This is a genomic window from Phenylobacterium sp. (assembly GCF_004297125.1).
Taxonomy (GTDB): domain Bacteria; phylum Pseudomonadota; class Alphaproteobacteria; order Caulobacterales; family Caulobacteraceae; genus Phenylobacterium.
On record NZ_SCVD01000003.1, the window covers coordinates 81,764 to 105,670 of the forward strand.

The following is a 23,907-nucleotide window of genomic DNA, read 5'->3' on the forward strand; positions in this document are numbered from 1 at the left end:
ATCTCGGCTTCGCGGCTGACATTTCGCCGCTACTGTTCGTTACGGCCCCGTCTGTAATCTGGGGTCGGCGCCTGTGGTGCGGGCGCCGTCGACAGTGGCGCGAGGGAGGGATGATCGACACGATCGAACTGGCGCATGAACCGGGCTTCCAGCTCGGTCGCGTGACCGTCCTGCCCGCCCAGCGCGAGCTGGTCCGTGACGATGGTCAACGAGAAGTGCTGGAGCACCGCGTCATGCAGGTGCTGATCGCCCTGTCCAGGGCCAATGGCGCGATCCTCACGCGCGAAGAGTTGTTGGCGCGCTGCTGGAGCGGGCGCGTGGTCGGCGAGGACGCGATCAACCGGGTGATGTCGCGCCTGCGCAAGGCCGCCGAGGGGATCGGCGCGGGCTCGTTCGCCATCGAGACGATCACCAAGGTCGGGTATCGGCTGGTGGCGCAGGGCGGGGCCGGGCATGAAGCGCCGGCGGTCCCGAAAGCCGCGACGGGGCCCGTGTTCTCGCGGCGTGCGGCGCTGGCGGGGGCCGCGGCCGTCGGCGTGGCGGGCGTCGCCGGCCTGGCCGTGGCGATCCGCGGACGTCGCGGTGGCGCCGAGACCCCCGAGAACGAAGCGCTCATGGCGCAGGCGTGGGCGGCATGGACCCAGGGCAGTGCTGAGGGAAACTCGCAGGCGATCGGTCTCTATCGGCGTCTGCTGGACGCGAATCCCCGCTCGGCGGACGGTTGGGGCCTCCTCGGGTGCGCCTATGCCGATCGCGCCCAGGGTTGGGTCCGCCCCTCCGAGCGTGAGTCTGTCCGCCTTCGCGCGAGCTCGGCGGGCCGGCGCTCACTGGAGCTGGATTCCAGGAACGCCTGCGGCCGCGTTGCGATCGCCTGGGCGCGGCCCATCCGAGGCAATTGGCTGCTCATGGAGCGAGAATTCAGGCGGGCGATGGCGGACCAGCCGGGCAAGACGCTCGGGCCCTTCGGCGTGGCCCGTCTGCTCCTGCTCGTCGGCCGGTTCTCGGAAGCCGCGCCGCTGTTCGAGCGGGTCCGCGATGTGGCTCCGACCGTGAACCAGTACCGACACCAGATCGACGCCCTGTGGGGCGCGGGCCGGCAGGATGAGGCCGAGCGCCTCCTGGACGAGGCCATGTCGATCTACGCGGCCAATCAGAGCATCTGGTTCACGCGCTTCAAGCTGCTGCTGTTCGGCGGGCGCGCGAGCGCCGCCGTCGCGATGCTTCGGGACGCCGAGTCTCGTCCACGTGGGATGCCGCAGGAAAATGTCGACGATCTGATGCGGCTTGCCGTCGCCGTCGAGACCCGCGCCCCGCCCGCGGTTGCGGCCCTCGTCGCCTATGAGACGCGCAGGGGACGAAGCTCGCCCACCCCGGCCCGGTACGCGATCGAGAACCTGAGCGCTGTCGGGCGCGTGGACGAGGCCTTTGCCTTGGCCGACGCCTACTTCTTCTCGCGCGGCTTCGTCATCCCCGATGTCCCGGCGGGGCCTGGGGAACAGGCGAGGGCCGTGCTCGAGGAACGCGAACCGTCCTTGCTCTTCCTTCCCGCCACGCGCGCGATGCGCGCGGATCCCCGCTTCAGTCGTCTAACCGAGGAACTCGGCCTCGAACGCTACTGGAGAGAGGCGAAGGCGCAACCCGACTACAGGCGGCTTGAAGGCTAAGGTCGAGCGTTGATCGCCACGGCTGCGTTTTCACCGACGAAATGGCGCGGCTTGTGTGATGCTCGATCTACTCGTTACAGCGCTTCCAGAGAGCAGACCTTCCGAACTTCGCTGTTGAGTCAAATCCGGCCCTCCCACCCACGCCCGACCACCCACGTCCGAACCTGACGCACCACGCCTCCACACTCCCGCCGACATGTGGGACGCCCTCGACATCACCGAAGAAGAGGCCCAGGGGCTGGCGGAGATCGCGCGGCATGACCTGGAGCTGGCGCGGGACTTCGCGCGCCGGGCGCTGGAGGCCGAGGACAACGACGAAGCCAATCGGCTGGCGCGCAGCTATCAGCGCGCGGCGCGGTCGTATCGCCAGACGCTGGCGGTCAAGGCGCGGCTGAAGCGCGATCTGGCGGCCGCGGCGAGGGTGCGGGCCGACACGCCCCGGCCCAGGCCCGGCGGGGCCGCGGTGGCGCGCCGGATCGGCGAGCTGCGCACCGCGCTCCTGCGCCTGACCTGGGACGAGGCCGATCCGCCTGAAACCGAAGACGACACCGCCGAGTTCGCGGCCGCCTGCGAGGAGTTCGCCTCCCGGCGCGAGGGGGTCGAAATCCTCGTGACGCAGGCCTGCCTCAAACCCGACTTCGGCGAGGCGCCGCTGGACGACGACGTCGCCCGCCTGGCGATGGACCTGCGCCTGCCGCCCGACATCATCGTCCGCTGGCGCGATCTGCCCGATCCGCCGCAGGCCGCCCTCGACACCGTCGCCGAGGAGATCGACTGGGAAAGCTCGGCGTAACCGTCCCTCCCTTAATGGGGAGGGACAGCTCGCCGGCGGCGAGCAGGGTGGGGAATACGGGGCCAGATTTCAGACGGCGGGGAGGATCCAAACCTCCCCACCCTGGCCGCTGCGCGACCTGTCCCTCCCCATTAAGGGAGGGACGGGGCTACGCCGTCGCCAGTTCGCCCACCACGAACGCGTCCTCGCCGTCGCGCACCAGGCCTTCCAGCACGTCCGGGAGGTCGTGCGGAGCCACGATCAGCACCAGGCCCAGGCCGCAGTTGAAGGTGCGGCGCATCTCCTGTTCCGAGACGCCGCCGGCCTGCTGCAGCCATTCGAACACCGGGGGGAGGGCCCAGGCGTTCCAGTCGAACCGGGGCGCCAGGCCCTCGGCGATGGCGCGCGGCGGGTTCTCGACCAGGCCGCCACCGGTGATGTGCGCCAGGCCCTTGATCCGGCCGGCCTTCAGATGCGGCAGCACCGACTTGATGTAGATGCGCGTGGGCTCCAGCAGCGCCTCGGCCAGGGTCTTTCCCTCGGCGAACGGCGCCGGCGCGTCCCAGGCCAGGCCCGAGCGCTCGACGATGCGGCGGATCAGCGAATAGCCGTTGGAGTGCGGGCCGGACGAGGCCAGGCCCACCAGGATGTCGCCCGGCTTCTGGTCGCCCAGGCGCGGGATCACCTTGTCACGGTCGACGGCGCCCACGCAGAACCCAGCCATGTCATAGTCGCCCTCGGCGTACATGCCGGGCATCTCGGCCGTCTCGCCGCCCACCAGGGCGCAGCCCGCCTGGCGGCAGCCCTCGGCGATGCCGGCCACGACCGAGGCGGCGGCCTCCACGTCCAGCTTGCCGGTGGCGTAGTAGTCCAGGAACATCAGCGGCTCGGCGCCCTGGGCCAAGAGGTCGTTGACGCACATGCCGACCAGGTCGATGCCGACCGTGCCGTGCCGCCCGGTCTCGATCGCCACCTTCAGCTTGGTGCCCACCCCATCGGTCGTGGTGACCAACAGCGGGTCGTCGTAGCCCGCGGCCTTGAGGTCGAAGAGGGCGCCGAACCCGCCCAGCGACGGCTCCGAACCCGACCGGCGGGTCGATTTCGCCAGGGGCTTGATGCGCTCCACGAGCTCGTTTCCGGCGTCGATGGAGACGCCGGCTTGCGCATAGGTGAGACCGTTTGGCCGTTCGGACATTTACGAACCCGGACTTGGAGTGCAGAGAGACGCGCTTGCGGACTGGAGTCGTCCGCGCGCGGGGCTATAGCTGATTTATGACGCCTATCACTACCACCGCCGAACTCGCGGCGTTCTGCGACAAGATCAAGGGCCAGCCGTTCGTTGCGGTCGACACCGAGTTCATGCGTGAAACCACGTACTGGCCCAAGCTGTGCCTGATCCAGGCGGCGGCGCCGTCCGCCGAGGCGTGCATCGATCCGATGGCCGAGGGCCTGGATCTGGAGCCGTTCCTGGCGATCATGCGGGATACGTCGATCCTGAAGGTGTTCCACGCCGCCCGGCAGGACGTGGAGATCTTCAACAACCTGCAGGCGATGCCCAGGCCGCTGTTCGACACCCAGGTGGCCGGCATGGCGGCGGGCTACGGCGAGCAGATCGCCTATGACGCCCTGGTCCGGCAGATGCTGAAGATCGAGCTCGACAAGAGCTCGCGCTTCACCGACTGGGCGCGCCGGCCGCTGTCGGACAACCAGCTCACCTACGCCCTGGCCGACGTGACCTACCTGGCCAAGCTGTTCCCCCTGCTGCGCGATCGGCTCGAGCGGGAAGGCCGCCTGGGCTGGGTGCAGGACGAGATGAACGACCTCACCGACCCGTCGAACTACGACGTCGAGCCGGAGAACGCCTGGAAGCGTCTGCGTCCGCGCAAGCACAATTCCAAGTACCTGGCGGTGTACCGCGCCGTCGCCGCCTGGCGCGAGCGCACCGCCCAGACCCGCGACCAGCCGCGCGGCCGGATCCTCAAGGACGAGGCGATCGACGAGATCGCGACGCAGGCCCCGACCGACGCCGACGGCCTGGACCGGCTGCGCTCGGTGCCCAAGGGCTTCTCGGGCTCGCGGTTCGGCCCCGACCTGGTGATGGCGATCCGCGAGGCGCTGAAGGATCCCGAGGCCTACGCCCCGGTGATCGAGCGGGCCCGCCAGTCGGCGTCGCCCGCCGCCGGCGCCGTGGTCGAGCTGCTCAAGGTGCTGCTGAAGGCGCGGGCGGAGGAGGCCGGGGTGGCCTCCAAGCTGATCGCCACGGTCTCGGACCTGGAGCAGATCGCCAACGACGACGAGGCCGACGTCGCCGCCCTCAAGGGCTGGCGGCGCGAGGCGTTCGGCGAGGACGCCCTGAAGCTGAAGCGCGGCGAGCTGGCCCTGGTGCTGGACGGCGCGCGGGTGCGGGTCGTCGAGGTCCGACGGGCCCCGCGAACGGCCGCGGCGGGATGATCCGCGCGAACCTTGTGATAACTCCAAACGCTTGATCGAACGCCGGTTTCGGCCGCCGCCCCCGCGCCGTCCACAGGTTCTGCACCGAAGGCGCCACGGAACGTTCACAGGGCCGCCGCAAGACAACGTTGCGGGCCGCCCGAGGATGGGTGAACCTCTCCTTGCCGAGAGGAACTGCGGCGCGGCGGACCGGGCGACCGGAAGGCGAAGCGGGCAGGAGGTCTTCCAGATCGAAGGCGTCCGGGGCGACCCGGAAGTTCGGAGAGACGGCGGGCAAAGGAGACGGAGCGGAGTTCGGCTGGGCGACCAGCCGGGCCGAGGTTCCACTCCCACCAGCAGGCACAGGTCCCCCAACGGATCTGTTTCAGAGGGCGGTGTTCCGGGCGACCGGGACGCCGCCCTCTTCATTTGGGCCCTACGGCTGCGGTTCTCCGGTGCCGAAGGTCCGGGGATGGAGGTCGCCGGCGGCGGTCCTCCGTCTCGTCAGCCGTACGGCGTGCCGTCGTCGTTGAAGAAGCTGCGCCCGACCGACGCGCCCGCCGCCGTGAAGTGCTCGACCGAATAGCCCCACGGCTGGGTCCCGGCGACGTCGTAGATGGCCTCGAAACGCGAGCCGTCGTCGTTGACCACGTCGCGCGCCGTGTAGCGGCCCTGGGCGTCGTAGTGGTCTATGGTCCGCTGCCAGGTCTGGGTGGAGTTGACGTCGTAGTTCCACAGGATGTGCGAGCCGTCGTCGTCGTAGGTGGCGTAGACGGTGAGCCGGGCCTGGGCGTCATAGCTGGCGACCAGGTTCTTCCAGGGTTGGGCGTTCAGGGTGTCGAACCACTGCATCGACGACCTGCCGTCGGCGAAGCTGACACCATAGGTGAGCAGCGTGCCGGTGACGCTGTAGTCGGCGCTGGCCGAGACATAGCCTTGCTTGCCGAACCCGAAGGTCATGTCGCTGCGCGATCCAGGTTCCAGCCCGGCCTGGGCGGGCGCGATCGGATTGTAGATGCGCAGCAGCGCCGGCTCGTAGCCCGGGGCGAAGTTGGCCTGGGTCAGCGTCGTGACGCCTGGCAGCACCGCCACGGTCTGGGCCGCCCCCGGCCCCAGATCGCCATCGGCATCGTAGGTCAGGACGCCCGTCGAGCGCCAGAAGGTGAGGACGCCCGTCGCGGAATTGAGCGGCGCGCCGCTGGCGTCGACCAGCGCCAGGGTGTCCTCCGCAGCGTTGAAATCGGTGACCTGGTCGACCGATCCGTCCACCGCGAACACGAACTTGTCGCGGCCGGCGCCGCCGGTCAGGGAGTCGAAACTGGCGCCCCCCTGCAGTGTGTCGTTCCCGCCCTGGCCGAAAAGCAGGTCAGCGTTCGCCCCGCCGGTGAGCAGGTCGCCGCTCTCGCTTCCACGGGTTTCGGTGACCGGTGTGCTGGAGACCACGGTCATGGAGTGCGTCAGCACCTCGCGGACCGGGTTCGCCAAGGGCTCGCCAGTCCTGCCGGTCGTGAGCGTGACCACGACCTGATCGCTGAAGCCGGCGTGATAGACTTGCGGGCGCCCATCGTAGAACCGGCTGCCCTCGACCGTCCCGTCGGACCCTAGCACCGCGACGGAACTGCGGCCGTCCGACAGCCGCGAGACGACGACGACGCCGTCATCGAGCGTGGCGGCGAGCTGCGGAACGCCCCCGGTGGGATACGGCTCGCCCCCGGTGGTGGTGCCGATACGCTGCGAGCCCGTCTCGACGCCCGCCGCGTCATACAGGTGGACCTCGACGGCGTTCGACCCGCCGGGCGGGTTCACGACGGTGTCGTCGTAGGCGATCGCGAAGCCGCCGCCGGAGAGGCTGACCACCGAGAAGTTGGCGAAGCTTTCGGCGCGCGGGGGCGCGGTGGAGCCGTCGCTGTTGGTGGCCGTGTCGACGGTGATGGTGCGGACTACCGCGCCCTTCGGGTCGAGGAGTTGGGCGACCAGGGTGTAGGCGCCGTTGGTGGGAACGCTGGGGATCGACAACTCGACGCGGCTGCCATTGGCCAGGGTGGTGGTCGAAATCGTGGGCATGAACTCTACTCGAACTCTGATCGCGGTACTCGCGCGGGCACCTTGTCTGGCGGAAGGCGCGCCGCAAGCTGCGTTGCGACGAACTGGCCCAGAACCGCGTCGAAGTGCTCAGCCCATCTCCAGCTTGAGCTTCAGGGCCTGGGCCAGCGCCTGGGCGCGGCGCGCCGTCTGCTCGCCCAGCAGCATGTCCTCCCAGCCGGCGAGTGCGGTCAGCGACAGGCGCTCGCCACGGATCGTCACCGCGGACTTCTCCAGCAGGCGCGGATTACGGGCTGACAGGTCGCAGCCGAGCCGGATGGCCGAGCCCAGGGCTCGGGCTCGCTGGCGGCGCTCCGGCGTGAGCACCCGGCCGACCGCCGTGGCGTCCGGCGGCTGCGGCGAGGCCGAGTGACGGGCGAAGGCGACGTTGGCGAGGAACGCACGCTCGGCGTGGTTCATCCCGGCCAGAGGCGCCCGCAGCACCTGCTCGAACGCCAGGTCCGCCCGATGGTCGGGGTGAAGGAAGGCGCCGAGGTCGGCCAGCCGGCAGGCGGCGGCCAGCAGCACCCCGTCGCGGTCGCCGAACAGGGGCGGGAGCTTCTCGAACAGCGGTCCGACCCAGGCCTCCAGCGCCTGGCCGAGGCCGGGCGCGATCCCGCGGTGCGCGGCCAAGGCCTCGCAGCCTTCGATCAGCGGGCTGAGCTGGCGCACCTCGGGCGGCATGGCCTCCAGCAGCAGGCCCTCGCGGACCCCGTAGGCGGAGATCACCACCTTCTCCACCCCCAGGCGCTCGATCAGCCGCTCCAGCACCACCGCGGCGTAGGGCAGGGTGTCGAAGCGCTTCTTGGACAGGCCCTCGATCCCCTCCAGCGACCCGCGCGACTGGCGCTGGACGAACCGCGCCAGCTCCAGCCCATCGGTGCGGCTGATCTCGTACTGGTGCGCGACGTGCAGCGGATAGTCGGCGAGCTGCATGTGCAGGAGCGCCAGGTTGCGCCAGGCGCCGCCGACCGCATGGAACTCGGGGCTGGCGTAGCGCTTGGCCAGCGGGCCCAGGTGATCGTCCACCAGCCGCTTCGTGCGATCCAGGTTCAGCGGCTTCGGCGCCCCCAGGGCGAACGGGCCCAGAGGCAGGGTCGCGCCCTCGATGTTGGTGAAACCGTTCAGACGCACCAGCTCCAGGCTGGAGCCGCCTAGGTCGCCGACCACGCCCTCGGCGTCGGGCTGGCCGCAGATCACGCCCAGGCCGGCATACCGCGCCTCTTCCTCGCCGGAGAGGACGCGGACCTGCAGGCCCGTCTCGTCCATGACGCGCTTCAGGAAGGCCTTGCCGTCCGCCGCCTCGCGCACGGCGGCGGTGGCGCAGGCGGTGACCTCGTCGGCCTTCCAGCCGTCCAGGGCCGCTCGGAACCGCCGCAGCGCGCCGATGGCCGCCTCGACCCCCTCGGGTGACAGGCGGCGGGTGGCGGTCAGGTCCTTGCCGAGGCCGGCGACGACCTTCTCGTTGTAGATGGTCCAGAGCGCGCGGCCGTCGACCCGGTAGATCACCAGGCGCACGGAATTCGATCCGACATCGATGACGGCGGCCTGGTGGCCCGCCGCGCGACTGTCGCTATCCCCGAGAGGCCACATTTTCGATCGCGCGCGGCATGTCTTTCACTTTCTGCCCGCGACCGGAGAGACTCGGATTGGTCATGAAATACTCGTGCGCCGAAAAGGCGTTCGGGTGGTCCCAGGCAGGGTCACGCGTATAGCGGCCGTCGGCGTCCAGGGTCCAGCTTTGCGCTTCGTCCTTCAGGTTCGCCAGCATGATCTGCTGTAGAACCTGCTGATGTACGGTCGGGTTCTCGATCGGCGTCATGACCTCCACGCGGCGGTCGAGGTTCCGTGGCATCCAGTCCGCGGAGGACATGTAGAGCCGCGCGTGTTGCGACGGCATTGGATGGCCGTTGGCGAAGGCGACGATCCGCCCGTGCTCGAGGTATCGGCCGACGATCGACTTCACCCGGATGTTGTCCGACAGGCCCGGCACGCCCGGGCGCAGACAGCAGATGCCGCGGATGACCAGGTCGATCGGCACGCCCGCCTGGCTGGCCGCGTACAGGCCATCGATGATCTCCGGGTCGACCAGCGAGTTCATCTTGGCCCAGATGGCGGCGGGCTTGCCGGCGCGGGCGTTTTCAGCCTCCTGCGCGATCATCCGCAGCAGGTCGCGCTTCATGGTGACGGGCGAGAACGACAGGCGCTCCAGCCCGACCGGCTGGGCGTAGCCGGTGATGAAGTTGAACAGCTTGGCCGAGTCGCGCCCGAATGGCGGCTCGGTGGTGAACAGCGACAGGTCAGTGTAAATCCGCGCCGTCACCGGGTGGTAGTTGCCCGTGCCGAAGTGACAGTAGCTGCGCAGGGCCTCGCCCTCCTTGCGGACGACGGTCGAGAGCTTGGCGTGGGTCTTGTACTCGATGAAGCCGTACACGACGTGGACGCCGGCGCGTTCCAGGTCGCGCGCCCACTTCAGATTGGCCTCTTCGTCGAACCGCGCCTTGATCTCGATGAGGGCGGTGACGTTCTTGCCGTTCTCGGCGGCCTCGATCAGGGCCGCCACGATCGGGCTGTCCTTGGACGTGCGGTAGAGCGTCTGCTTGATCGCCAGCACGTTCGGGTCGCGCGCCGCCTGGCGCAGGAACTGGACCACCACGTCGAAGCTCTCGAACGGATGGTGGACCAGGATGTCCTTCTCGCGGATGGCCGCGAAGCAGTCGCCGCCATGGTCGCGGATTCGCTCGGGGAAGCGCGGCTCGAAGCGTTTGAACTTCAGGTCGGGGCGGTCGGCGGGGATGAGCTGGGTCAGCTCGTCCAGGCCCAGCAGTCCGTCCATGACGATGATGTCTTCGGGGTTGGCGTGGAGGCTGCCGGAGATGAAGCCGCGCAGTTCCTCGGGCGTCGAGGCCTCCAGTTCGACGCGGACGACCGAGCCCAGGCGCCGCTGCTTCAAGCGCGCCTCGAACTCCCGCACCAAGTCTTCGGCCTCCTCCTCGATCTCGACGTCGGAGTCACGGATGAGACGGAACACGCCCTGTTCCTCGATCTCGCAGCCGGGGAACAGATGGTCGAGGAACAGCGTGACCATGCTCTCCAGCGAGATCACCCGGCGCTGGGCCTTGCGCCGCGTGCTGGGCCGGCCCGGGGCCACGTCCCAGAATCGCGCGACCTGGGCCGGCAACGGTGCGAGCGCATAGAGCTGGCGGCCGTCCGACAGGCGGCGGATCTTCAGCACCAGCGAGAACGCCAGGTTCGGGATGAAAGGGAAGGGGTGAGCCGGATCGATCGCCAGCGGCGTCAGCACCGGGAACAGTTCCGCGAGGAAGCGCTCCTCCAGCGCCGCGCGCTCCGTCGCGGTGACCTCGTCGGCGGAGATGTAGCGCAGTCCTTCGGTCGCGAGTTCGGCGCAGAGCTGGCGCCAGCGCGTCTGCTGGTGGCCGATCAGGTCGGCCGCAGCCTCGTTGACCCGAACCAGCTGCTCGGCCGGGGTCAGGCCATCCTGGCTCAGGGATCGCACGCCCTCGCGAACCTGCGCCTTCAGGCCGGCCACGCGCACCATGTAGAATTCGTCGAGGTTGTTGGCGCTGATCGCCAGGAACCGCAGCCGTTCGAGCAGCGGATGGCGCGGGTTCATGCTCTCCGCGAGCACCCGGCGATTGAACGCCAGCCACGACAATTCGCGGTTGAAGAACCGCGCCGGCGACTGCGACAGGTCCTCGGCCGGGACCGTCACCGCGTCGGACGCCGCGGTGGAGGCGTTCATCGGGGCGACGTCATTGGGCGGAGGCATAGTGATTCCCTGGGTGCGTCAGGCGCTGCGCAAGCGTGCTCGGGAAAGGTTAATGTCCTCATTGCGACCGTCTGAAGACCACCAGAAGGGTTTCATCCTGCGGAACGCTTTCAGGGCCTTGTTGGCCGTCGCGAGCACGACCTCCTCGTCGCCGGTGAGCCGGCCCACCTCCAGGCCCGCGGCGAAAGCCAGCTCGCCAGAGCGCCGCCCGACCGCGCGCATGGCGACGGCGCGGGCCACGGCCATGTCGTTGAGCTCGCCGAGCTGGTCCTGCAGCGCCTTCAGCGCCGCCACGAAGCGCTGGCGGCGCTTCGGGTGTTTCGGGAACGCCTCGCCGAAGAAGGCGGCCGCATAGCGCAGCTTCTTGGCCTGCTTGCGCAGGTCGTGCCGCCCCGCGGCGTCGATCTGCATGAACTTGCGCGAGCGATGGCGCAGCCGATGGTCGAGCCTGTCCAGGACCGGCGCGGCGAGCGCCACGGCCGGGCCCTCGCGCAAGGCCCGCTGCTCGTCGTTGGCGAGGCGCATCCAGCCGCCCACCTCGATCCATTCGCCCAGCGAGAGCAGCAGCGTCCGGAACCGTTCGGACCGCACGGCGGCGAGCGCACGCTCGTAGGCCTCGGCCTGGGCGATGCGCAGGGCGCGGAAGAATGCGGCGCGGCCGGGGCTTTCCTCGATCTCATCCGGCGTCGCGGCGCGCTGGAGGAACACGTCGATGTCGCGCGCCTCGGACAACTCGCCGGCCAGCCAGCGGGTCTCGGCGCGGGCGGTGTTGAGGCCTTCGGCGTCCAGCATTCCCTTGAAGACCGACAGCGCCGCCCGCAATCGGCGCAGGCCCACCCGCATCTGGTGCAGCACATCGGGATTGTGCGCCCGCTGCAGCAGTCGCGCGTTGCCGGCGATCTGGATCACGGCCTCGCGCGCGATTTGCTGGAAGGCCTCCGCACCGCTCGTCCCGGGTCCCACGACCGAGGCCTGGGCCCTGAGCGCCGCCACGCCGTCGTGGCCGGCGAGGCGATAGCCGCGCTCGGCCTTGCTTTCGAAGGCGAGGGTCAGGGCGGCTTTGGATTGCAGATCGCGCGCCAGGTCGAACAGGGCTTGCGGCGCGCCGGCCAGCAGCTCCAGCTCCATCTCGGCGATGGGGTCCTGGCGCTCGCCGGCGACGATCAGGCCGGTGTCGAACACCACCTCGATCCGCGTGCGGCCCTTCACCCAGACGTGGGTGCGCCGCTCGACCTCGACGGTGAAGGCGGCGGAAAGCGGCGCGTCGCCGATGGCGGCCCGCGCCGGCGTGCCGGCCAGGGCGGCGAGGTCCAGGTCGGGTCCGGGGACCTCCGTCTCCCATTCATCGCGCTCGAACAGTCCGCCGCCAGCGCGATGCTTCAGGGTCTGGATGTAGGTGTCGCCCTTGCGCCGGACCCGCAGGCTGAACCCGCCGTCGCGCAGAGCATGGCCAGCCGTGTCGAAATAGACGGCGTGGAGCTGGGCGATCGAAGCCTTCGCGAGGGGAAAAACCTCCCCCTGCAGCGCCTCGACGGCGCCGACGCCAAGCTGGAACTTCAGTTCCAGCTCCGGGGCGGCCTTGGCCGGGTTCCGCGCGAGCATTCGGCGGGTCTCGGAAACGTGGCCGACGCGCCACGCGGGCAACCACTGCAGGAAAACGAATCGTTTTGTCTATCGCGCAGCGAAAGATTTTTGCGATGCGGGCGAGACCGCCCCGCCGCCAGGCGTCTATTCGTCGAGTATCTGGCGGGCCAGGACCCGCGTCACGGGCCGGAATCCGGCGTCGCCAGCCTCGTCCAGCCGTCGCACGATCTCGGCGGCGTCGGGGATCGAGCGGCTCATGCGGGCCAGCAGGTAGGGATAGACTTCGGCCGGCGGCCGGATGTTCCGATCGCGGAAGAAGCGGCGGAGCACGCCTTCCAGCACCTCGTCGTCCGGCGGCCCGATCTCGGCCACCGGGAGGGCGTTCAGGCGCGAGCGCAGGTCGGGCAGGGCGGTGGGCCAGGTCGCCGGCAGGGTCCGGGCGGTCAGCAGCAGGCCTCCGCCGGGCCGCGCCGCCAGGTTGATCAGGTGGAACAATCCCTCGGTGGAAACGCCCCGGTCGGCGTCCTCCAGCAGCACGGGCCGGCCCGCCGCGGCGATCACGTCCGGCGTCTTGGGATCGAGGATCAGGGCGCCGGCCGCCTCCGCCCAGGCCCGCGCGAGGTGGCTCTTGCCCGCGCCCTTGGGACCGACCAGCGCCAGGCAGCCGTCTCGCCACGCTGGCCACGCCTGCACGGCGGCGACCGCGTCGGCGTTTGAGGGCCCGCGTGCGAAGTCGTCGAAGGAAGGCGGCCCTTCGCGCCCCAGGCTCAGCCGAAGCTGTCGCGCCATGGGTCTTGTCGGTCGGAGTAGGTCACGGCGCGAACTTAGGCCTGCGGACCGCCGAGCGCCACTGGCCGCGGCCCGTCGTCCCCAGATCAGGCGCGGTTGTCCAGATCCTTCAGGTCTCGGGCCGAGGCGAGCGTCCACCCATCGGGCTTCAGGAGCTCGATCGGGCTGAAGCGGACCTTGTAGGCCATCTTCTCGGAGCCCCGGACCCAATAGCCGAGGTAGACGTAGGGCAGGCTGGTCAGGCCCGCCTGGATCACGTGGTCCAGGATGACGAAGGAGCCCAGGCTGCGCCGCGCCAGCGTCGGGTCGTAGAAGCTGTAGACCAGCGACAGGCCGTCGCTCATCAGGTCCACCAGCGCGCAGGCGATCAGGTCGCCGGGGCCGCCGTCCTTCGAACGGACGCGGTACTCGATGATGTGGGTACGGACCGCGGTGTCCTCGACCATGGCCACGTAGTCGGGCCAGGTCATCTCGGCCATGCCGCCGTCGGCGTGCCGCGCCAGGAGGTAGCGGCGAAGCAGGTCGAATTGCTCCATGGTCGCCTCGGCCTCGACCAGATGGCGCTCCACGTCGTCGTTGCGCGACAGCACCTTCCGCTCCGAGCGCGAGAAGATGTAGTCCGCCGCCGGAATGCGCGCCGAGACGCAGGCCGAGCACGCCTCGCAGGCCGGGCGATAGGCGATGTTCTGCGACCGCCGGAAGCCCACTTGGGTGAGGCTGTCGTTGACCGAGGCCCCATCCGACAGCGGCAGGTGCGCGAAGACCTTCCGCTCGAAGCGCTCAGGCAGGTACGGACACGGCGACGGCGCGGTCAGGAAGAACCGGAGCTGTCGGGTCGGGAAGTGCTGCGTCACGGACCGGATGTCGCTTTCGAAACAAAACGCCTGATCGGATTAGGCGTCATGCTGCGGCTCCGCGCAAGGATTGTCCTACAGGCCCGGGTTCGGCGGCAGCACAGGCGCCTCGCGCAGCAACACGATGGCGATGCGCCGGTTGCCCGGCAGCATCGGGTCGTCGGGGTAGAGCGGCTCGGAGCTGGCCTTGCCCGACACCTGGTAGATCCGGTCGGCGTCCACGCCGGCGGCCTGCAGCACCACCCGCGACGCATCGGCCCGGGCCGCCGAGAGCTGCCAGTCCGTGGCCGGCTTGACGCCGCCGGTGCTGGCGCTGGTGTGGCCGTAGAGGCTGATCCGGTTCGGAAGCTGGTTGACGATCTTCGAGATCGCCCGCAGCAGCAGCTTGGCGCGGTCGTTCGGCTGGGCGGAGCCCTGGTTGAACATCGAGCGGCCTTCCTGGTCCACGAGCTGGATGCGCAGGCCTTCGGGCGTCTGGTCGATGATGATGTTCTTGGACAGCTCGGCCAGCTCCGGCATCGACTGCAGGGCCTGGCGCAGCGATTGCGCCGCCGACGCGAAGACCGCGGCCTCCGCCTCGGCGTCCGCCTGCTGCCGCGCCGCCGCGGCGACCTCCTCGGGAGTCTGCGGCTTGCTGCCGTCCTTCGAGTCGCCGTCGTTGGGGTGCTCGGACGACGGGGCGAGCTCCTCGATCACGTCGCTGGAGCCCGCGCTCTTGGAACCATCGCGACCCAAGGCCGCGCCGCCCAGGATGCCGCCGGCGCCGGAGGTCGTTTCCGATACGCTGGCCGGGGCGAAATAGTCGGCGATGCCGCGCTTCTGCTCCGGCGATGTGGTGTTAATCAGCCACATCAGCAGGAAGAAGGCCATCATGGCGGTCACGAAGTCCGCGTAGGCGACCTTCCACGCGCCGCCGTGGTGTCCGCCACCGACGACCTTCTTGACCTTCTTGATTACGATCGGCTGCTCGCCCACCGCCATGGTTCACCCGGCTTAACGCTGATTCCCGAGCAAAGTGCGGGGACCGCGTTAAGATGACGTTTCAGAGGAAGCGTTGGGGGCGTCTGTGACGGTGCTGGAGACGGAGAGGCTGGCCCTGCGCGAGGTCGAGGAGGCCGACGCGCCGTTCGTGCTGGAGCTGCTGAACTCGCCGGGTTTCCTGGAGAACATCGGCGACCGCGGCGTGCGCACCGAGGACGAGGCCCGCGTCTATATCGTCGAGCGGATCATCGGCAGCTACCGCGAGCACGGCTTCGGCATGTGGCTGACCGTGCAGAAGCTCGACAACACCGCCGTCGGCCTGGCCGGCCTGGTGCGGCGCGAGGGGCTCGACATGCCGGATGTGGGCTATGCGTTCGCGCAGCGCGCCTGGGGCCAGGGCTACGCCCAGGAGGCCGCCGCCGCCGTGCTGGCCCACGCGCGGGAGGCGCTGGGCATTCCGAAGCTGGCGGCGATCACCACCCTGGAGAATTTCGCCTCGATGGCGGTCTTGAGGAAGGTCGGCTTCACCTACCAGGGCACGATCCAGCTCCCGGGCGTCGACCGCGAGAGCACCCACTTCACCGCCCCATGACCATCACCACCCGCACCGTCGAGGCCAACGGCTTCCGCTTCGCCGTCGATCAGGCCGGGGAGGGCGACCGCCTCGCGCTCTGCCTGCACGGCTTTCCGGAGAGCCGGTTCTCCTGGCGCCATCAGATCCCGCTGCTGGCCGAGATGGGTTACCGCGTCTGGGCGCCGGACCTGCGGGGCTACGGCGAGACCGAGCCGAAGCCGCGCGACGTCGCGTCCTACCTGATCGACCGGCTGATGGAGGACGTCGCCGCCCTGATCGACGCCAGCGGGGCGAAGACGGTGACCCTGATCGGCCACGACTGGGGTGCGGGGCTGGCCTGGACCTTCGCGGCCAACGCGCCCAGGCCGCTGGAGCGCCTGGTGATCATGAACGTGCCGCACCCGGCGGTGATGAACGCGCACCTGCGCCGGTCGTGGGCCCAGCTCAAGAAGAGCTGGTACATGTTCTTCTTCCAGATCCCCGGCCTGCCCGAGCGGCTTACCACGGCCAACGACGCCCGCGCCGTGCGCCGCGCCTTCTACGACATGGCGGTCGACAAGACCCACTTCACACCCGACGTCCTCGACCGCTACGCCCGGGACGCCCAGCGGCCGGGCGCGATGACCGGCATGATCAACTGGTACCGCGCCGCCCTCCGCCTGCGGGGCAAGCTGGCCGGGCCCTGGCCGGTGATCGAGACGCCGACGCTGATCATCTGGGGCGAGGAGGACTCTGCGCTCGGCGTCGAACTGCTGGACGGCACGGAAGCGTACGTCCGCGACCTGACCATCGAACGCCTGCCCGGCGTCTCCCACTGGGTGCAGCAGGAGGCGCCGGAAAAGGTTAATCCGATCCTGAAGGCGTGGCTTTCCGCACCGCGTTGAGGGCCGGCAGGATCTGGCCCGCCAGCAGCGGCGCGATCGGGAGGTCGGGCGGCGCGGCCGGGTCGATCCAGAGCAATTCCTCGATCTCGGCCTGGATCGTGACCTCGCCTTCGATCTCGACCAGATAGGCGTGAGAGCGGACCGTCGCGCCGGCTTCGTTCGCCGCCGCGGCTTCAAAGCGCCCGAGCGGTCCGGCCGAAAGCAGCCGCACCCCCAGTTCCTCGCGCAGTTCGCGGGCGAGCGCGGTCAAGTCGTCCTCCCCGGGCTCGCGCTTGCCGCCGGGCAGCATGAAGCGCTGGGTCCCGTGCTTGCGGACCGTGAGCAGCCTTCCCGCGGCGTCACGGATGACAGCGCCCACCACCTCGACGATCATGCTCCGGAGACCTTCCACAGAGAGGCGACACCATGGGGCGGGCGACGCGCGAGCTGATCGGCGGAATCTACTTCGGCGAAGGGCCGCGCTGGCGTGACGGGCGGCTGTGGTTCAGCGACTTCTACGCCCATGCGGTCAAGTCCGTGTCCCTGGCCGGCGACCTGCGCACCGAGGTCGAGATCGACGATCGGCCCTCGGGGCTGGGGTGGATGCCCGACGGCTCCATGTTGATCGTCTCCATGACGAAGCGCCAGCTCCTGCGCCGACGGCCGGGCGGGCAGATCGCCGTCCATGCAGAGCTCGGCCACATCGCGGGCTTCCACTGCAACGACATGGTGGTCGATTCCATTGGCGGGGCCTATGTCGGCAACTTCGGCTTCGACCTGGACGCGGAGATCGGCGTGCGGGGCGTCGAGAGCGTCCTGGCCGAGCATCCCACCGCGAGACTGGCCTATGTGGCGCCGGACGGCGCCGCCAGCGTGGCGGCCGAGGACATGCACTTTCCGAACGGTTCGGTGATCACGCCGGACGGCCGGACGTTGATCGTGGGCGAGACCCTTGCCGGGGCGCTGACCGCCTTCGACATCGGCGCGGGCGGGGCGCTGTCCAACCGCCGCTTGTGGGCCTCGTGCCTGCCTGTGGTTCCCGATGGCATTTGCCTCGATGTCGAGGGGGCGATCTGGGTGGCCAACCCTATCGCGCCACAATGCGTGCGCATCGCCCAGGGCGGCGAGGTGCTGGAGGTGATCGACACCGGCCAACCCTGCTACGCGTGCATGCTGGGCGGGGACGACGGGAAGACACTGTTCATGCTGACCGCCGCCAGTTCGGACCACGAGGCCGCGGCCAAGGCGCAGACCGGCAAGATCGTGGTCGCGGACGTCGACAGCCCGCGCGCGGGCCGGCCCTAGGCCCCAAGCATCCGCGCCGCGCGCGGCGCGAAATAGGTGATGACCCCCGCCGCGCCGGCGCGCTTGAAGCCGCCTAGGCTCTCCAGGATGGCGCGCTCCTCGTCCAGCCAGCCGTTCTGGGCGGCGGCCATCAGCATGGCGTACTCGCCCGAGACCTGGAACGCGTAGGTCGGCATCGCGAAGGCGTCGACCACCTGGCGGACGATGTCGAGGTACGGCATCCCCGGCTTCACCATCACCATGTCGGCGCCCTCGGCGATGTCGAGGGCCACCTCACGCAGCGCTTCCGCGTGGTTGGCCGAGTCCATCTGGTAGGTCTTCTTATCGCCGGGATTGTCCACCGAGCCGGTCCCGAGCTTCCCGGAACCGATGGCCTCGCGATACGGACCGTAGAAGGCCGAGGCGTACTTGGCCGCGTAAGACATGATCATCACGTCCTGCAGGCCTTCGGCCTCCAGCGCCGTCCGGATCGCTCCGCAGCGGCCGTCCATCATGTCGGACGGCGCCAGGATATCGCAGCCGGCCTTCGCCTGCATGAGCGCCTGGGCGACCAGCGTCTCAACGGTGGCGTCGTTGACGATCCGGCCGTTCTCCAGCAGCCCGTCGTGGCCGTGGTCGGTAAAGGGGTCGAGCGCCACGTCGCACATGATCCCGACCTCGGGGGCGGCGTCCTTCATGGCCTTCACGGCCGTGGCGACCAGCCCGTTCGGGTCGTGGGCCAGCTTGCCGGTGGCGTCCTTCTTGGCGCCGTCGATGTGGGGGAAGACCGCGATGGCCGGGATGCCCAGCGTACGGGCCTCCCTCGCGGCGGCGGCGGCGTCCTTCACCGACAGGCGGCTGACGCCCGGCATCGAGCCCACCGGGAGCGTCCCCTCGCCCTCATGCACAACCATCGACCAGATCAGGTCGTTCGGGGTCAGCACGGTCTCGCGGACCATCCGGCGGATCCAATCGGCCTGGCGCAGGCGGCGCAGGCGCAGGGCGGGGTAGGCGGCGAGGGGCGCTTTCGTCATGGCCGCGCGTTTGCACCCGCGGGGCCCTGGCGCGCAAGGGCCTAGCAGCGATGAAAGACGTGGCAGGCGATGCCGGGATAGCCGGCCCCGCCCGGCAGCTCGCGATAGCGCTTCACTGCCTCGTTGTGCCGCCCTTCGCGGGCGAACTCCCCCGTTCCCTTCTGCGGATCATAGGCGCGGGTGACGGCGTTCGCGACGTCGTCCTCCCGCCGACAGGCCTTGGATTCGCGCTTCGGGTCCTTGAGCGGGTCGCAGCGGGCGAGGATCCGCTGCTGCGGCCGGGGCCACTTGCCGTCGGCGAAGACCGGACCGTTGAGGTCGACCGCCCAGCGCGGATCGATCCCTGCGCCGCCGCCCGCCACGGGCGCAGCGGACGGCGAAGCGATGCGGCCCTCAACCGCGGTATCGGGCGGCGCCGGCGTTGAGCGCCCCGCCGAAGCCGTCGGCGCGTTCGCGGGCGTTGCCTGGGGGGCAGGGCGGAGGCGCACGATCTCTACGTTCACCGTCGGCGCCTCGGCTAGCGGCTGTTCCGCGGCGCGCTTCAGGCCGAACCACCCCAGCACCATGACGTGGGCCAACGCCGACAGCGCCAGCGCGAGGGACCGACTTCGGCGGCCAGCGATGCGTGGCGATGCCACGCGTGTCCGGCCGATCATCCCGTCGTCCTCCCGACGGCAGCCAAGCTGCGAAAAGCGACGGGGATGTGGCGGGCGACTTCCGCAGCGGACGATTGACACCCCGCACACGGCGCGCGACTCCGCACGCCATGGATTTCAACCTCACCGAGGACCAGAGGGCCATCGAGGACGCCGCGCGCGCCTTCGCCGCCGCCGAGCTGGCCCCCCATTCCGCCCGCTGGGACGAGGAGAAGCACTTTCCCGTCGACGTGCTTAGGAAGGCCGCCGAGTTGGGATTCGCAGGCCTCTACGTCCGCGAGGACGTAGGCGGCTCGGCGCTCAGCCGCCTGGACGCCTCGACCGTCTTCGAGCAGCTCTCTTACGGCGACGTGTCGACCGCGGCCTTCATCTCGATCCACAACATGGCGTCGTGGATGATCGACCGGTTCGGGTCCGAGGACCTGCGCCGCCGCTACCTGCCCAGGCTCACCACCATGGAGCTGATCGCGTCCTACGCCCTGACCGAGCCGGGCTCCGGCTCCGACGCGGCGGCCATGAAGACCACGGCGGTGAAGGACGGCGACGGCTATGTCCTGAACGGCTCCAAGGCCTTCATCTCCGGCGCCGGAACCTCCGACGTCTATGTGGTGATGGCGCGGACGGGGGGGCAGGGCGCCAAGGGCGTGTCGGCCTTCGTGGTCGAGAAGGACGAGCCCGGCCTGTCGTTCGGCGCCCAGGAGCGGAAGATGGGCTGGAACTCCCAGCCCACCGCCCAGGTGAACTTCGACGACTGCCGCGTGCCCGAAGCCAACCGGATCGGCGAGGAGGGCGAGGGCTTCAAGTTCGCCATGGCCGGCCTGGACGGCGGGCGGATCAACATCGCGTCGTGCTCGCTGGGCGGGGCCGGCCTCGCGCTGGACACCGCCAAGGCCTACCTTGAGACCCGCAAGCAGTTCGGCCAGGCGCTGAAGGAATTCCAGGGCCTGCAATGGCGGCTGGCGGACATGGCCACGCAGCTGGACGCCGCCCGCCTGATGGTGCGCCGCGCCGCCCATGCCCTGGACCAGAAGAATCCCAAGGCCACCCAGTACTGCGCCATGGCCAAGCGCTTCGCTACCGACGCCGGCTTCGAGGTGGCCAACCAGGCGCTGCAGCTGCACGGCGGCTACGGCTACCTGCGCGACTATCCGCTGGAGCGGATCGTGCGCGACCTGCGGGTCCACCAGATCCTCGAAGGCACCAACGAGATCATGCGGGTCATCACCGCGCGGGAGCTGTTCCGGGCATGAGCGAACCAGAAGTCCTTTGTCGCATCGAGGGCAGGGTCGGGCGGATCACGCTCAACCGGCCGCAGGCGATCCACGCGCTGACCACCAACATGATCGCCCTGATCACCGACGCCTTGCTGGCCTGGCGGGACGACCCAGCCGTGGAGCTGGTGTTGATCGACCATTCGGGCGAGCGCGGGTTCTGCGCGGGCGGCGATATCCGGATGCTGGCGGAGAGCGGGGCCGGGGACGGGAGCAAGGCCCGCGAGTTCTTCTTCAACGAGTACCGGCTGAACGATCTGATATTCAGATATGCCAAGCCGCGGGTGGCGATCATGGACGGGATCACCATGGGCGGCGGCGTGGGCCTGTCGCGGCCCTGCCGGTTCCGGGTGGCGACCGAGCGGACCACCTTCGCCATGCCGGAGACCGGGATCGGCCTGTTCCCGGACGTGGGCGGCGGCTGGTACCTGCCGCGCATGCCCGACCACATCGGCCTGTGGCTGGCCCTGACCGGCGCGCGGATCAAGGCGGCGGACTGCGAACTGCTGCAGATCGCGACGGACTATGTGGAGAGCGCCCGCATTCCGGAGCTGAAGGCCGCGATCGTCGCCAATCCCGAGCGGACCGAGGCGCTGCTGACCGAGTTCGAAGGCGATGCGGGCCGCCCGACCATCGCCCAGCATCAGGACGAGATTGCCCGCCTGTTCGCCCAGCCCAGCGTCGAGGCGATCGTCGCGGCCCTCGAGGCGGCCGACACCGACTGGGCCCGCGAGCAGCTCGCCATCCTGGCCACCAAGTCGCCGCAGACGCTGAAGGTGGCCTTCCGCCAGCTCCAGCTTGGCGGCAAGGCCAGGGACTTCGCCGAAAACATGACCATGGAGTACCGGATCGGCGCCCGGGTCGTTCAGCGCCACGACTTCCTGGAGGGCGTCCGCGCGGTGATCGTGGAGAAGGACAACGCCCCCAAATGGAACCCGCCGACGCCGTCCGCGGTGGATGATGCGACGCTGGACGCCATTTTCGCCCCTCTCCCTTCCGATCAGGAGTGGTCGCCTCTACCTTGACCGCAGGGCGGCGAAGATCTGCCGCGGGAGGAACATCGACATGAGATCCAAGATCCTGCTGGCGGCCGCCGCCGTGCTCGCGCTCTCGACCGGCATGGCCGAAGCTGCGCCGTCCGCCGCCGTCGTGGCCGCGGTCGCCGACAAGGGCCGCCCCGAGGCCGACACCAAGCGCGACGCCGACCGCAAGCCGGCCGAGATGATGGAGTTCGCCGGCGTGAAGCCGGGCGACAAGGTGGCCGACTTCATCCCGGGCGGCGGTTACTTCACCCGCATCTTCGCCAAGACGGTCGGACCGAAGGGCAAGGTCTATGCGGTGACCAACCCGCCGCCGGCCACAGCCACGACCCCGCCGGCCATCCTCGGCATCGCGGCGGACCCGCAATATGGAAACATCACCGTCGTCTCGACCGGCATCGGCAGCTTCGCCTTGCCCGAGCAGGTCGACGTATTCTGGACCTCCCAAAACTACCACGACCTGTTCGCGCGGGCCCGGAACATCGACATCGCGAAGGTCGACAAGCTGATCTTCGACTCGATCAAGCCGGGCGGCGTCTTCATCGTCCTGGACCACGCCGCGGCGGCCGGCGCCCCGATCGACCCCGACGACAAGCTGCACCGGATCGATCCCGCGGCGGTCCGCAAGCAACTGGAGAGCTCGGGCTTCAAGTACGACGGCGAGAGCACCGTGCTGCGCAACCCGGCCGACGACCACACCAAGCCCGTGTTCGACCCGTCGATCCGCGGCCACACCGACCAGTTCGTCTACAAGTTCCGCAAACCCAAATAGCCACAGCGAAGAGGTATCCATGACCCGCGTAGCGTTCATCGGCCTGGGCAACATGGGCGGCGGAATGGCCGCCAACCAGGCGAAGGCGGGGCGCGAGGTCATGGCCTTCGACCTCTCCCAGGCGGCTCTCGACAAGGCCGCCGGGGCGGGTTGCGCCAAGGCCGCGTCGGTGGCCGAGGCGGTGAAGACCGCCGACGCCGTCATCACCATGCTGCCGGCCGGCCCGCATGTCCGCCAGGTCTACGCGGAGCAGATCCTGCCCAACGCGCCGAAGTCGGCGCTGCTGATCGACTCCTCGACCATCGACGTGGAGAGCGCCCGCGCCGTGGCCGCCCAGGCGAAAGCCGCGGGGTTCCGCTTCGCCGACGCTCCGGTCTCCGGCGGCACGGCGGCGGCCGACGCCGGGACCCTGGCCTTCATGGTGGGCTGCGACGAGGCCGATTTCGCCGCCGTCGAGGAGATGATCGCGCCCATGTCGCGCGTGACGATGCGCGCCGGCGACCACGGGGCGGGGCAGGCGGCCAAGATCTGCAACAACATGGTGCTGGGCATCTCGATGATCGGAGTTTGCGAAGCCTTCGCGCTCGCCGAGAAGCTGGGTCTGGAGGGCGAGCGGTTCTTCGAGATCGCCTCGAAGTCCTCAGGCCAGTGCTGGAGCCTGACCAGCTACTGTCCGTTCCCGGGCCCGGTGCCGACCGCGCCCTCGAATCGCGGCTACGAGGGCGGCTTCGCCACCGCCATGATGCTCAAGGATCTGAAACTGGCCCAGGACGCCGCAGCCAAGGCCGGCGCAGCCACGCCGCTGGGCGGGGCGGCCGAAGGTCTCTACGCCCTGTTCGATCGCCTGGGTGGCGGGGGTAAGGACTTCTCGGCGATTCTGGAGATGCTCCGAGGCAACGCGCCGCAGGCGTCCTGATCCGCGCAAGGGCAGATGGCGCGCGAATGAGAAGCGTTCTCTAGCGCGCCTCTCGGGACGGCTCGCAATGCGGGCCCCCCACTCACGAATTCTGCGGATCAGGTCACGAAAGTTGCAGCGCCTGCGACCCCTGAATTTATGGACAACGTGAAATCACGGCGCCAAAAGGCGTGCATAATTCAGGGGCCGGGAAGAGCGCGCTCCCAAGAACGCGCACCGGGAACAAGTCGATGGATTACAGGGAAGCCTTCCGCACCGCCTTGGACCGCGTCCGGTCCGAAGGCCGCTACCGGGTCTTTGCGGACCTGAAGCGGCATCGCGGCGAGTTCCCGCGCGCCACCTGGACGCGGGGCGACGGCTCGACGGCCGACGTCACGGTCTGGTGTTCGAACGACTACCTGGGGCAGGGGCAGAACCCGGTGGTGCTGGACGCGATGCATCAGGCCATCGAGGAGGCTGGGGCCGGATCGGGCGGCACGCGGAACATCTCGGGCACGACCCACTACCATGTGGAGCTGGAGCACGAGCTGGCCGACCTTCACCAGAAGGAA

General features: G+C 69.6%; 22 protein-coding genes. 11 read left to right on the top strand and 11 right to left on the bottom strand.

Annotated elements, in window-relative coordinates; genetic code table 11:
• Positions 1 to 110 precede the first annotated feature (110 nt).
• Positions 111 to 1,664 (top strand): winged helix-turn-helix domain-containing protein, encoded by a 1,554-nt coding sequence (locus EPO51_RS02575; protein ID WP_293345667.1) that lies wholly within the window; start codon positions 111 to 113, stop codon positions 1,662 to 1,664.
• A gap of 196 nt (positions 1,665 to 1,860) precedes the next feature.
• Positions 1,861 to 2,457, top strand: a complete 597-nt coding sequence (locus EPO51_RS02580) for a hypothetical protein (RefSeq protein ID WP_293345669.1) — start codon at positions 1,861 to 1,863, stop codon at positions 2,455 to 2,457.
• Between the two features lie 148 nt (positions 2,458 to 2,605).
• Here EPO51_RS02580 and purM read toward each other — a convergent pair whose 3' ends face one another.
• On the bottom strand, positions 2,606 to 3,631 hold the full coding sequence (purM, locus tag EPO51_RS02585; RefSeq protein ID WP_293345671.1) for a phosphoribosylformylglycinamidine cyclo-ligase: 1,026 nt from the start codon (positions 3,629 to 3,631) through the stop codon (positions 2,606 to 2,608).
• A 77-nt stretch (positions 3,632 to 3,708) separates the two neighbouring features.
• Here purM and rnd point away from each other — a divergent pair, with 77 nt between their 5' ends.
• Complete coding sequence (gene rnd, locus EPO51_RS02590) at positions 3,709 to 4,887, top strand: ribonuclease D (RefSeq protein WP_293345673.1); 1,179 nt, start codon at positions 3,709 to 3,711, stop codon at positions 4,885 to 4,887.
• Between the two features lie 483 nt (positions 4,888 to 5,370).
• Here rnd and EPO51_RS02595 read toward each other — a convergent pair whose 3' ends face one another.
• The 7 genes from EPO51_RS02595 to EPO51_RS02625 form a co-directional block, all read right to left on the bottom strand.
• The gene (locus EPO51_RS02595; protein WP_293345675.1) at positions 5,371 to 6,930 is read right to left on the bottom strand and encodes a calcium-binding protein; all 1,560 of its coding nucleotides are present in this window, start codon (positions 6,928 to 6,930) and stop codon (positions 5,371 to 5,373) included.
• A gap of 108 nt (positions 6,931 to 7,038) precedes the next feature.
• Positions 7,039 to 8,541 (bottom strand): Ppx/GppA phosphatase family protein, encoded by a 1,503-nt coding sequence (locus EPO51_RS02600; RefSeq protein WP_293345677.1) that lies wholly within the window; start codon positions 8,539 to 8,541, stop codon positions 7,039 to 7,041.
• Entirely contained in the window at positions 8,522 to 10,711 is a 2,190-nt protein-coding gene (locus EPO51_RS02605; protein ID WP_293345711.1) for an RNA degradosome polyphosphate kinase, read from the bottom strand. Before EPO51_RS02605 ends, EPO51_RS02600 begins: the two co-directional genes overlap by 20 nt.
• A 45-nt stretch (positions 10,712 to 10,756) precedes the next feature.
• A complete protein-coding gene (locus EPO51_RS02610) occupies positions 10,757 to 12,340 on the bottom strand; it encodes a CYTH and CHAD domain-containing protein (RefSeq protein WP_293345679.1) in 1,584 nt (527 codons plus the stop codon).
• 126 nt (positions 12,341 to 12,466) lie between these two features.
• Positions 12,467 to 13,111, bottom strand: a complete 645-nt coding sequence (locus tag EPO51_RS02615) for a P-loop NTPase family protein (protein WP_293345681.1) — start codon at positions 13,109 to 13,111, stop codon at positions 12,467 to 12,469.
• A gap of 86 nt (positions 13,112 to 13,197) precedes the next feature.
• Positions 13,198 to 13,965: an arginyltransferase gene (locus EPO51_RS02620; RefSeq protein ID WP_293345683.1), complete on the bottom strand. Its 768-nt coding sequence runs from the start codon at positions 13,963 to 13,965 to the stop codon at positions 13,198 to 13,200.
• Positions 13,966 to 14,040: 75 nt separating this feature from the next.
• Positions 14,041 to 14,946: a flagellar motor protein MotB gene (locus EPO51_RS02625; protein ID WP_293345685.1), complete on the bottom strand. Its 906-nt coding sequence runs from the start codon at positions 14,944 to 14,946 to the stop codon at positions 14,041 to 14,043.
• Between the two features lie 73 nt (positions 14,947 to 15,019).
• Here EPO51_RS02625 and EPO51_RS02630 point away from each other — a divergent pair, with 73 nt between their 5' ends.
• The gene (locus EPO51_RS02630) at positions 15,020 to 15,538 is read left to right on the top strand and encodes a GNAT family N-acetyltransferase (protein ID WP_293345687.1); all 519 of its coding nucleotides are present in this window, start codon (positions 15,020 to 15,022) and stop codon (positions 15,536 to 15,538) included.
• Positions 15,535 to 16,404, top strand: a complete 870-nt coding sequence (locus tag EPO51_RS02635) for an alpha/beta fold hydrolase (protein ID WP_293345689.1) — start codon at positions 15,535 to 15,537, stop codon at positions 16,402 to 16,404. Before EPO51_RS02630 ends, EPO51_RS02635 begins: the two co-directional genes overlap by 4 nt.
• On the opposite strand, the gene EPO51_RS02640 is transcribed toward EPO51_RS02635, so the two are convergent.
• Positions 16,364 to 16,777: an NUDIX hydrolase gene (locus EPO51_RS02640; protein WP_293345691.1), complete on the bottom strand. Its 414-nt coding sequence runs from the start codon at positions 16,775 to 16,777 to the stop codon at positions 16,364 to 16,366. The genes EPO51_RS02635 and EPO51_RS02640 overlap by 41 nt on opposite strands.
• Positions 16,778 to 16,809: 32 nt before the next feature.
• Between EPO51_RS02640 and EPO51_RS02645 the strand changes: the two genes are divergently transcribed.
• Positions 16,810 to 17,688 (top strand): SMP-30/gluconolactonase/LRE family protein, encoded by an 879-nt coding sequence (locus EPO51_RS02645; protein ID WP_293345693.1) that lies wholly within the window; start codon positions 16,810 to 16,812, stop codon positions 17,686 to 17,688.
• On the opposite strand, the gene hemB is transcribed toward EPO51_RS02645, so the two are convergent.
• Together hemB and EPO51_RS02655 are read right to left on the bottom strand one after the other, a co-directional pair.
• On the bottom strand, positions 17,685 to 18,701 hold the full coding sequence (hemB, locus tag EPO51_RS02650) for a porphobilinogen synthase (protein ID WP_293345695.1): 1,017 nt from the start codon (positions 18,699 to 18,701) through the stop codon (positions 17,685 to 17,687). The genes EPO51_RS02645 and hemB overlap by 4 nt on opposite strands.
• Before the next feature lie 41 nt (positions 18,702 to 18,742).
• Positions 18,743 to 19,357 (bottom strand): hypothetical protein, encoded by a 615-nt coding sequence (locus EPO51_RS02655; RefSeq protein ID WP_293345697.1) that lies wholly within the window; start codon positions 19,355 to 19,357, stop codon positions 18,743 to 18,745.
• A gap of 110 nt (positions 19,358 to 19,467) precedes the next feature.
• Here EPO51_RS02655 and EPO51_RS02660 point away from each other — a divergent pair, with 110 nt between their 5' ends.
• The 5 genes from EPO51_RS02660 to EPO51_RS02680 form a co-directional block, all read left to right on the top strand.
• Positions 19,468 to 20,607: an isobutyryl-CoA dehydrogenase gene (locus EPO51_RS02660; protein ID WP_293345699.1), complete on the top strand. Its 1,140-nt coding sequence runs from the start codon at positions 19,468 to 19,470 to the stop codon at positions 20,605 to 20,607.
• The gene (locus tag EPO51_RS02665) at positions 20,604 to 21,653 is read left to right on the top strand and encodes an enoyl-CoA hydratase/isomerase family protein (RefSeq protein WP_293345701.1); all 1,050 of its coding nucleotides are present in this window, start codon (positions 20,604 to 20,606) and stop codon (positions 21,651 to 21,653) included. Before EPO51_RS02660 ends, EPO51_RS02665 begins: the two co-directional genes overlap by 4 nt.
• A gap of 40 nt (positions 21,654 to 21,693) precedes the next feature.
• Entirely contained in the window at positions 21,694 to 22,440 is a 747-nt protein-coding gene (locus tag EPO51_RS02670) for a class I SAM-dependent methyltransferase (protein ID WP_293345703.1), read from the top strand.
• 19 nt (positions 22,441 to 22,459) lie between these two features.
• On the top strand, positions 22,460 to 23,356 hold the full coding sequence (gene mmsB / locus EPO51_RS02675; protein ID WP_293345705.1) for a 3-hydroxyisobutyrate dehydrogenase: 897 nt from the start codon (positions 22,460 to 22,462) through the stop codon (positions 23,354 to 23,356).
• A gap of 230 nt (positions 23,357 to 23,586) precedes the next feature.
• Positions 23,587 to 23,907, top strand: a 321-nt coding sequence (locus tag EPO51_RS02680; RefSeq protein WP_293345707.1) for an aminotransferase class I/II-fold pyridoxal phosphate-dependent enzyme, incomplete at its 3' end; no start/stop codon positions are given.

Bases quoted from the DNA above. Each gene is read 5' to 3' on its own strand.
- EPO51_RS02575 (WP_293345667.1), top strand. From the start codon at position 111: ATGATCGACACGATCGAACTGGCGCATGAACCGGGCTTCCAGCTCGGT.
- EPO51_RS02670 (WP_293345703.1), top strand. From the start codon at position 21,694: ATGAGATCCAAGATCCTGCTGGCGGCCGCCGCCGTGCTCGCGCTCTCG.
- EPO51_RS02595 (WP_293345675.1), bottom strand. From the start codon at position 6,930: ATGCCCACGATTTCGACCACCACCCTGGCCAATGGCAGCCGCGTCGAG.
- purM (WP_293345671.1), bottom strand. From the start codon at position 3,631: ATGTCCGAACGGCCAAACGGTCTCACCTATGCGCAAGCCGGCGTCTCC.
- mmsB (WP_293345705.1), top strand. From the start codon at position 22,460: ATGACCCGCGTAGCGTTCATCGGCCTGGGCAACATGGGCGGCGGAATG.
- EPO51_RS02640 (WP_293345691.1), bottom strand. From the start codon at position 16,777: ATGATCGTCGAGGTGGTGGGCGCTGTCATCCGTGACGCCGCGGGAAGG.
- hemB (WP_293345695.1), bottom strand. From the start codon at position 18,701: ATGACGAAAGCGCCCCTCGCCGCCTACCCCGCCCTGCGCCTGCGCCGC.
- EPO51_RS02610 (WP_293345679.1), bottom strand. From the start codon at position 12,340: ATGCTCGCGCGGAACCCGGCCAAGGCCGCCCCGGAGCTGGAACTGAAG.
- EPO51_RS02605 (WP_293345711.1), bottom strand. From the start codon at position 10,711: ATGAACGCCTCCACCGCGGCGTCCGACGCGGTGACGGTCCCGGCCGAG.
- EPO51_RS02580 (WP_293345669.1), top strand. From the start codon at position 1,861: ATGTGGGACGCCCTCGACATCACCGAAGAAGAGGCCCAGGGGCTGGCG.
- EPO51_RS02635 (WP_293345689.1), top strand. From the start codon at position 15,535: ATGACCATCACCACCCGCACCGTCGAGGCCAACGGCTTCCGCTTCGCC.
- EPO51_RS02645 (WP_293345693.1), top strand. From the start codon at position 16,810: ATGGGGCGGGCGACGCGCGAGCTGATCGGCGGAATCTACTTCGGCGAA.
- EPO51_RS02600 (WP_293345677.1), bottom strand. From the start codon at position 8,541: ATGTGGCCTCTCGGGGATAGCGACAGTCGCGCGGCGGGCCACCAGGCC.
- EPO51_RS02615 (WP_293345681.1), bottom strand. From the start codon at position 13,111: ATGGCGCGACAGCTTCGGCTGAGCCTGGGGCGCGAAGGGCCGCCTTCC.
- EPO51_RS02660 (WP_293345699.1), top strand. From the start codon at position 19,468: ATGGATTTCAACCTCACCGAGGACCAGAGGGCCATCGAGGACGCCGCG.
- EPO51_RS02625 (WP_293345685.1), bottom strand. From the start codon at position 14,946: ATGGCGGTGGGCGAGCAGCCGATCGTAATCAAGAAGGTCAAGAAGGTC.
- EPO51_RS02655 (WP_293345697.1), bottom strand. From the start codon at position 19,357: ATGATCGGCCGGACACGCGTGGCATCGCCACGCATCGCTGGCCGCCGA.
- rnd (WP_293345673.1), top strand. From the start codon at position 3,709: ATGACGCCTATCACTACCACCGCCGAACTCGCGGCGTTCTGCGACAAG.
- EPO51_RS02665 (WP_293345701.1), top strand. From the start codon at position 20,604: ATGAGCGAACCAGAAGTCCTTTGTCGCATCGAGGGCAGGGTCGGGCGG.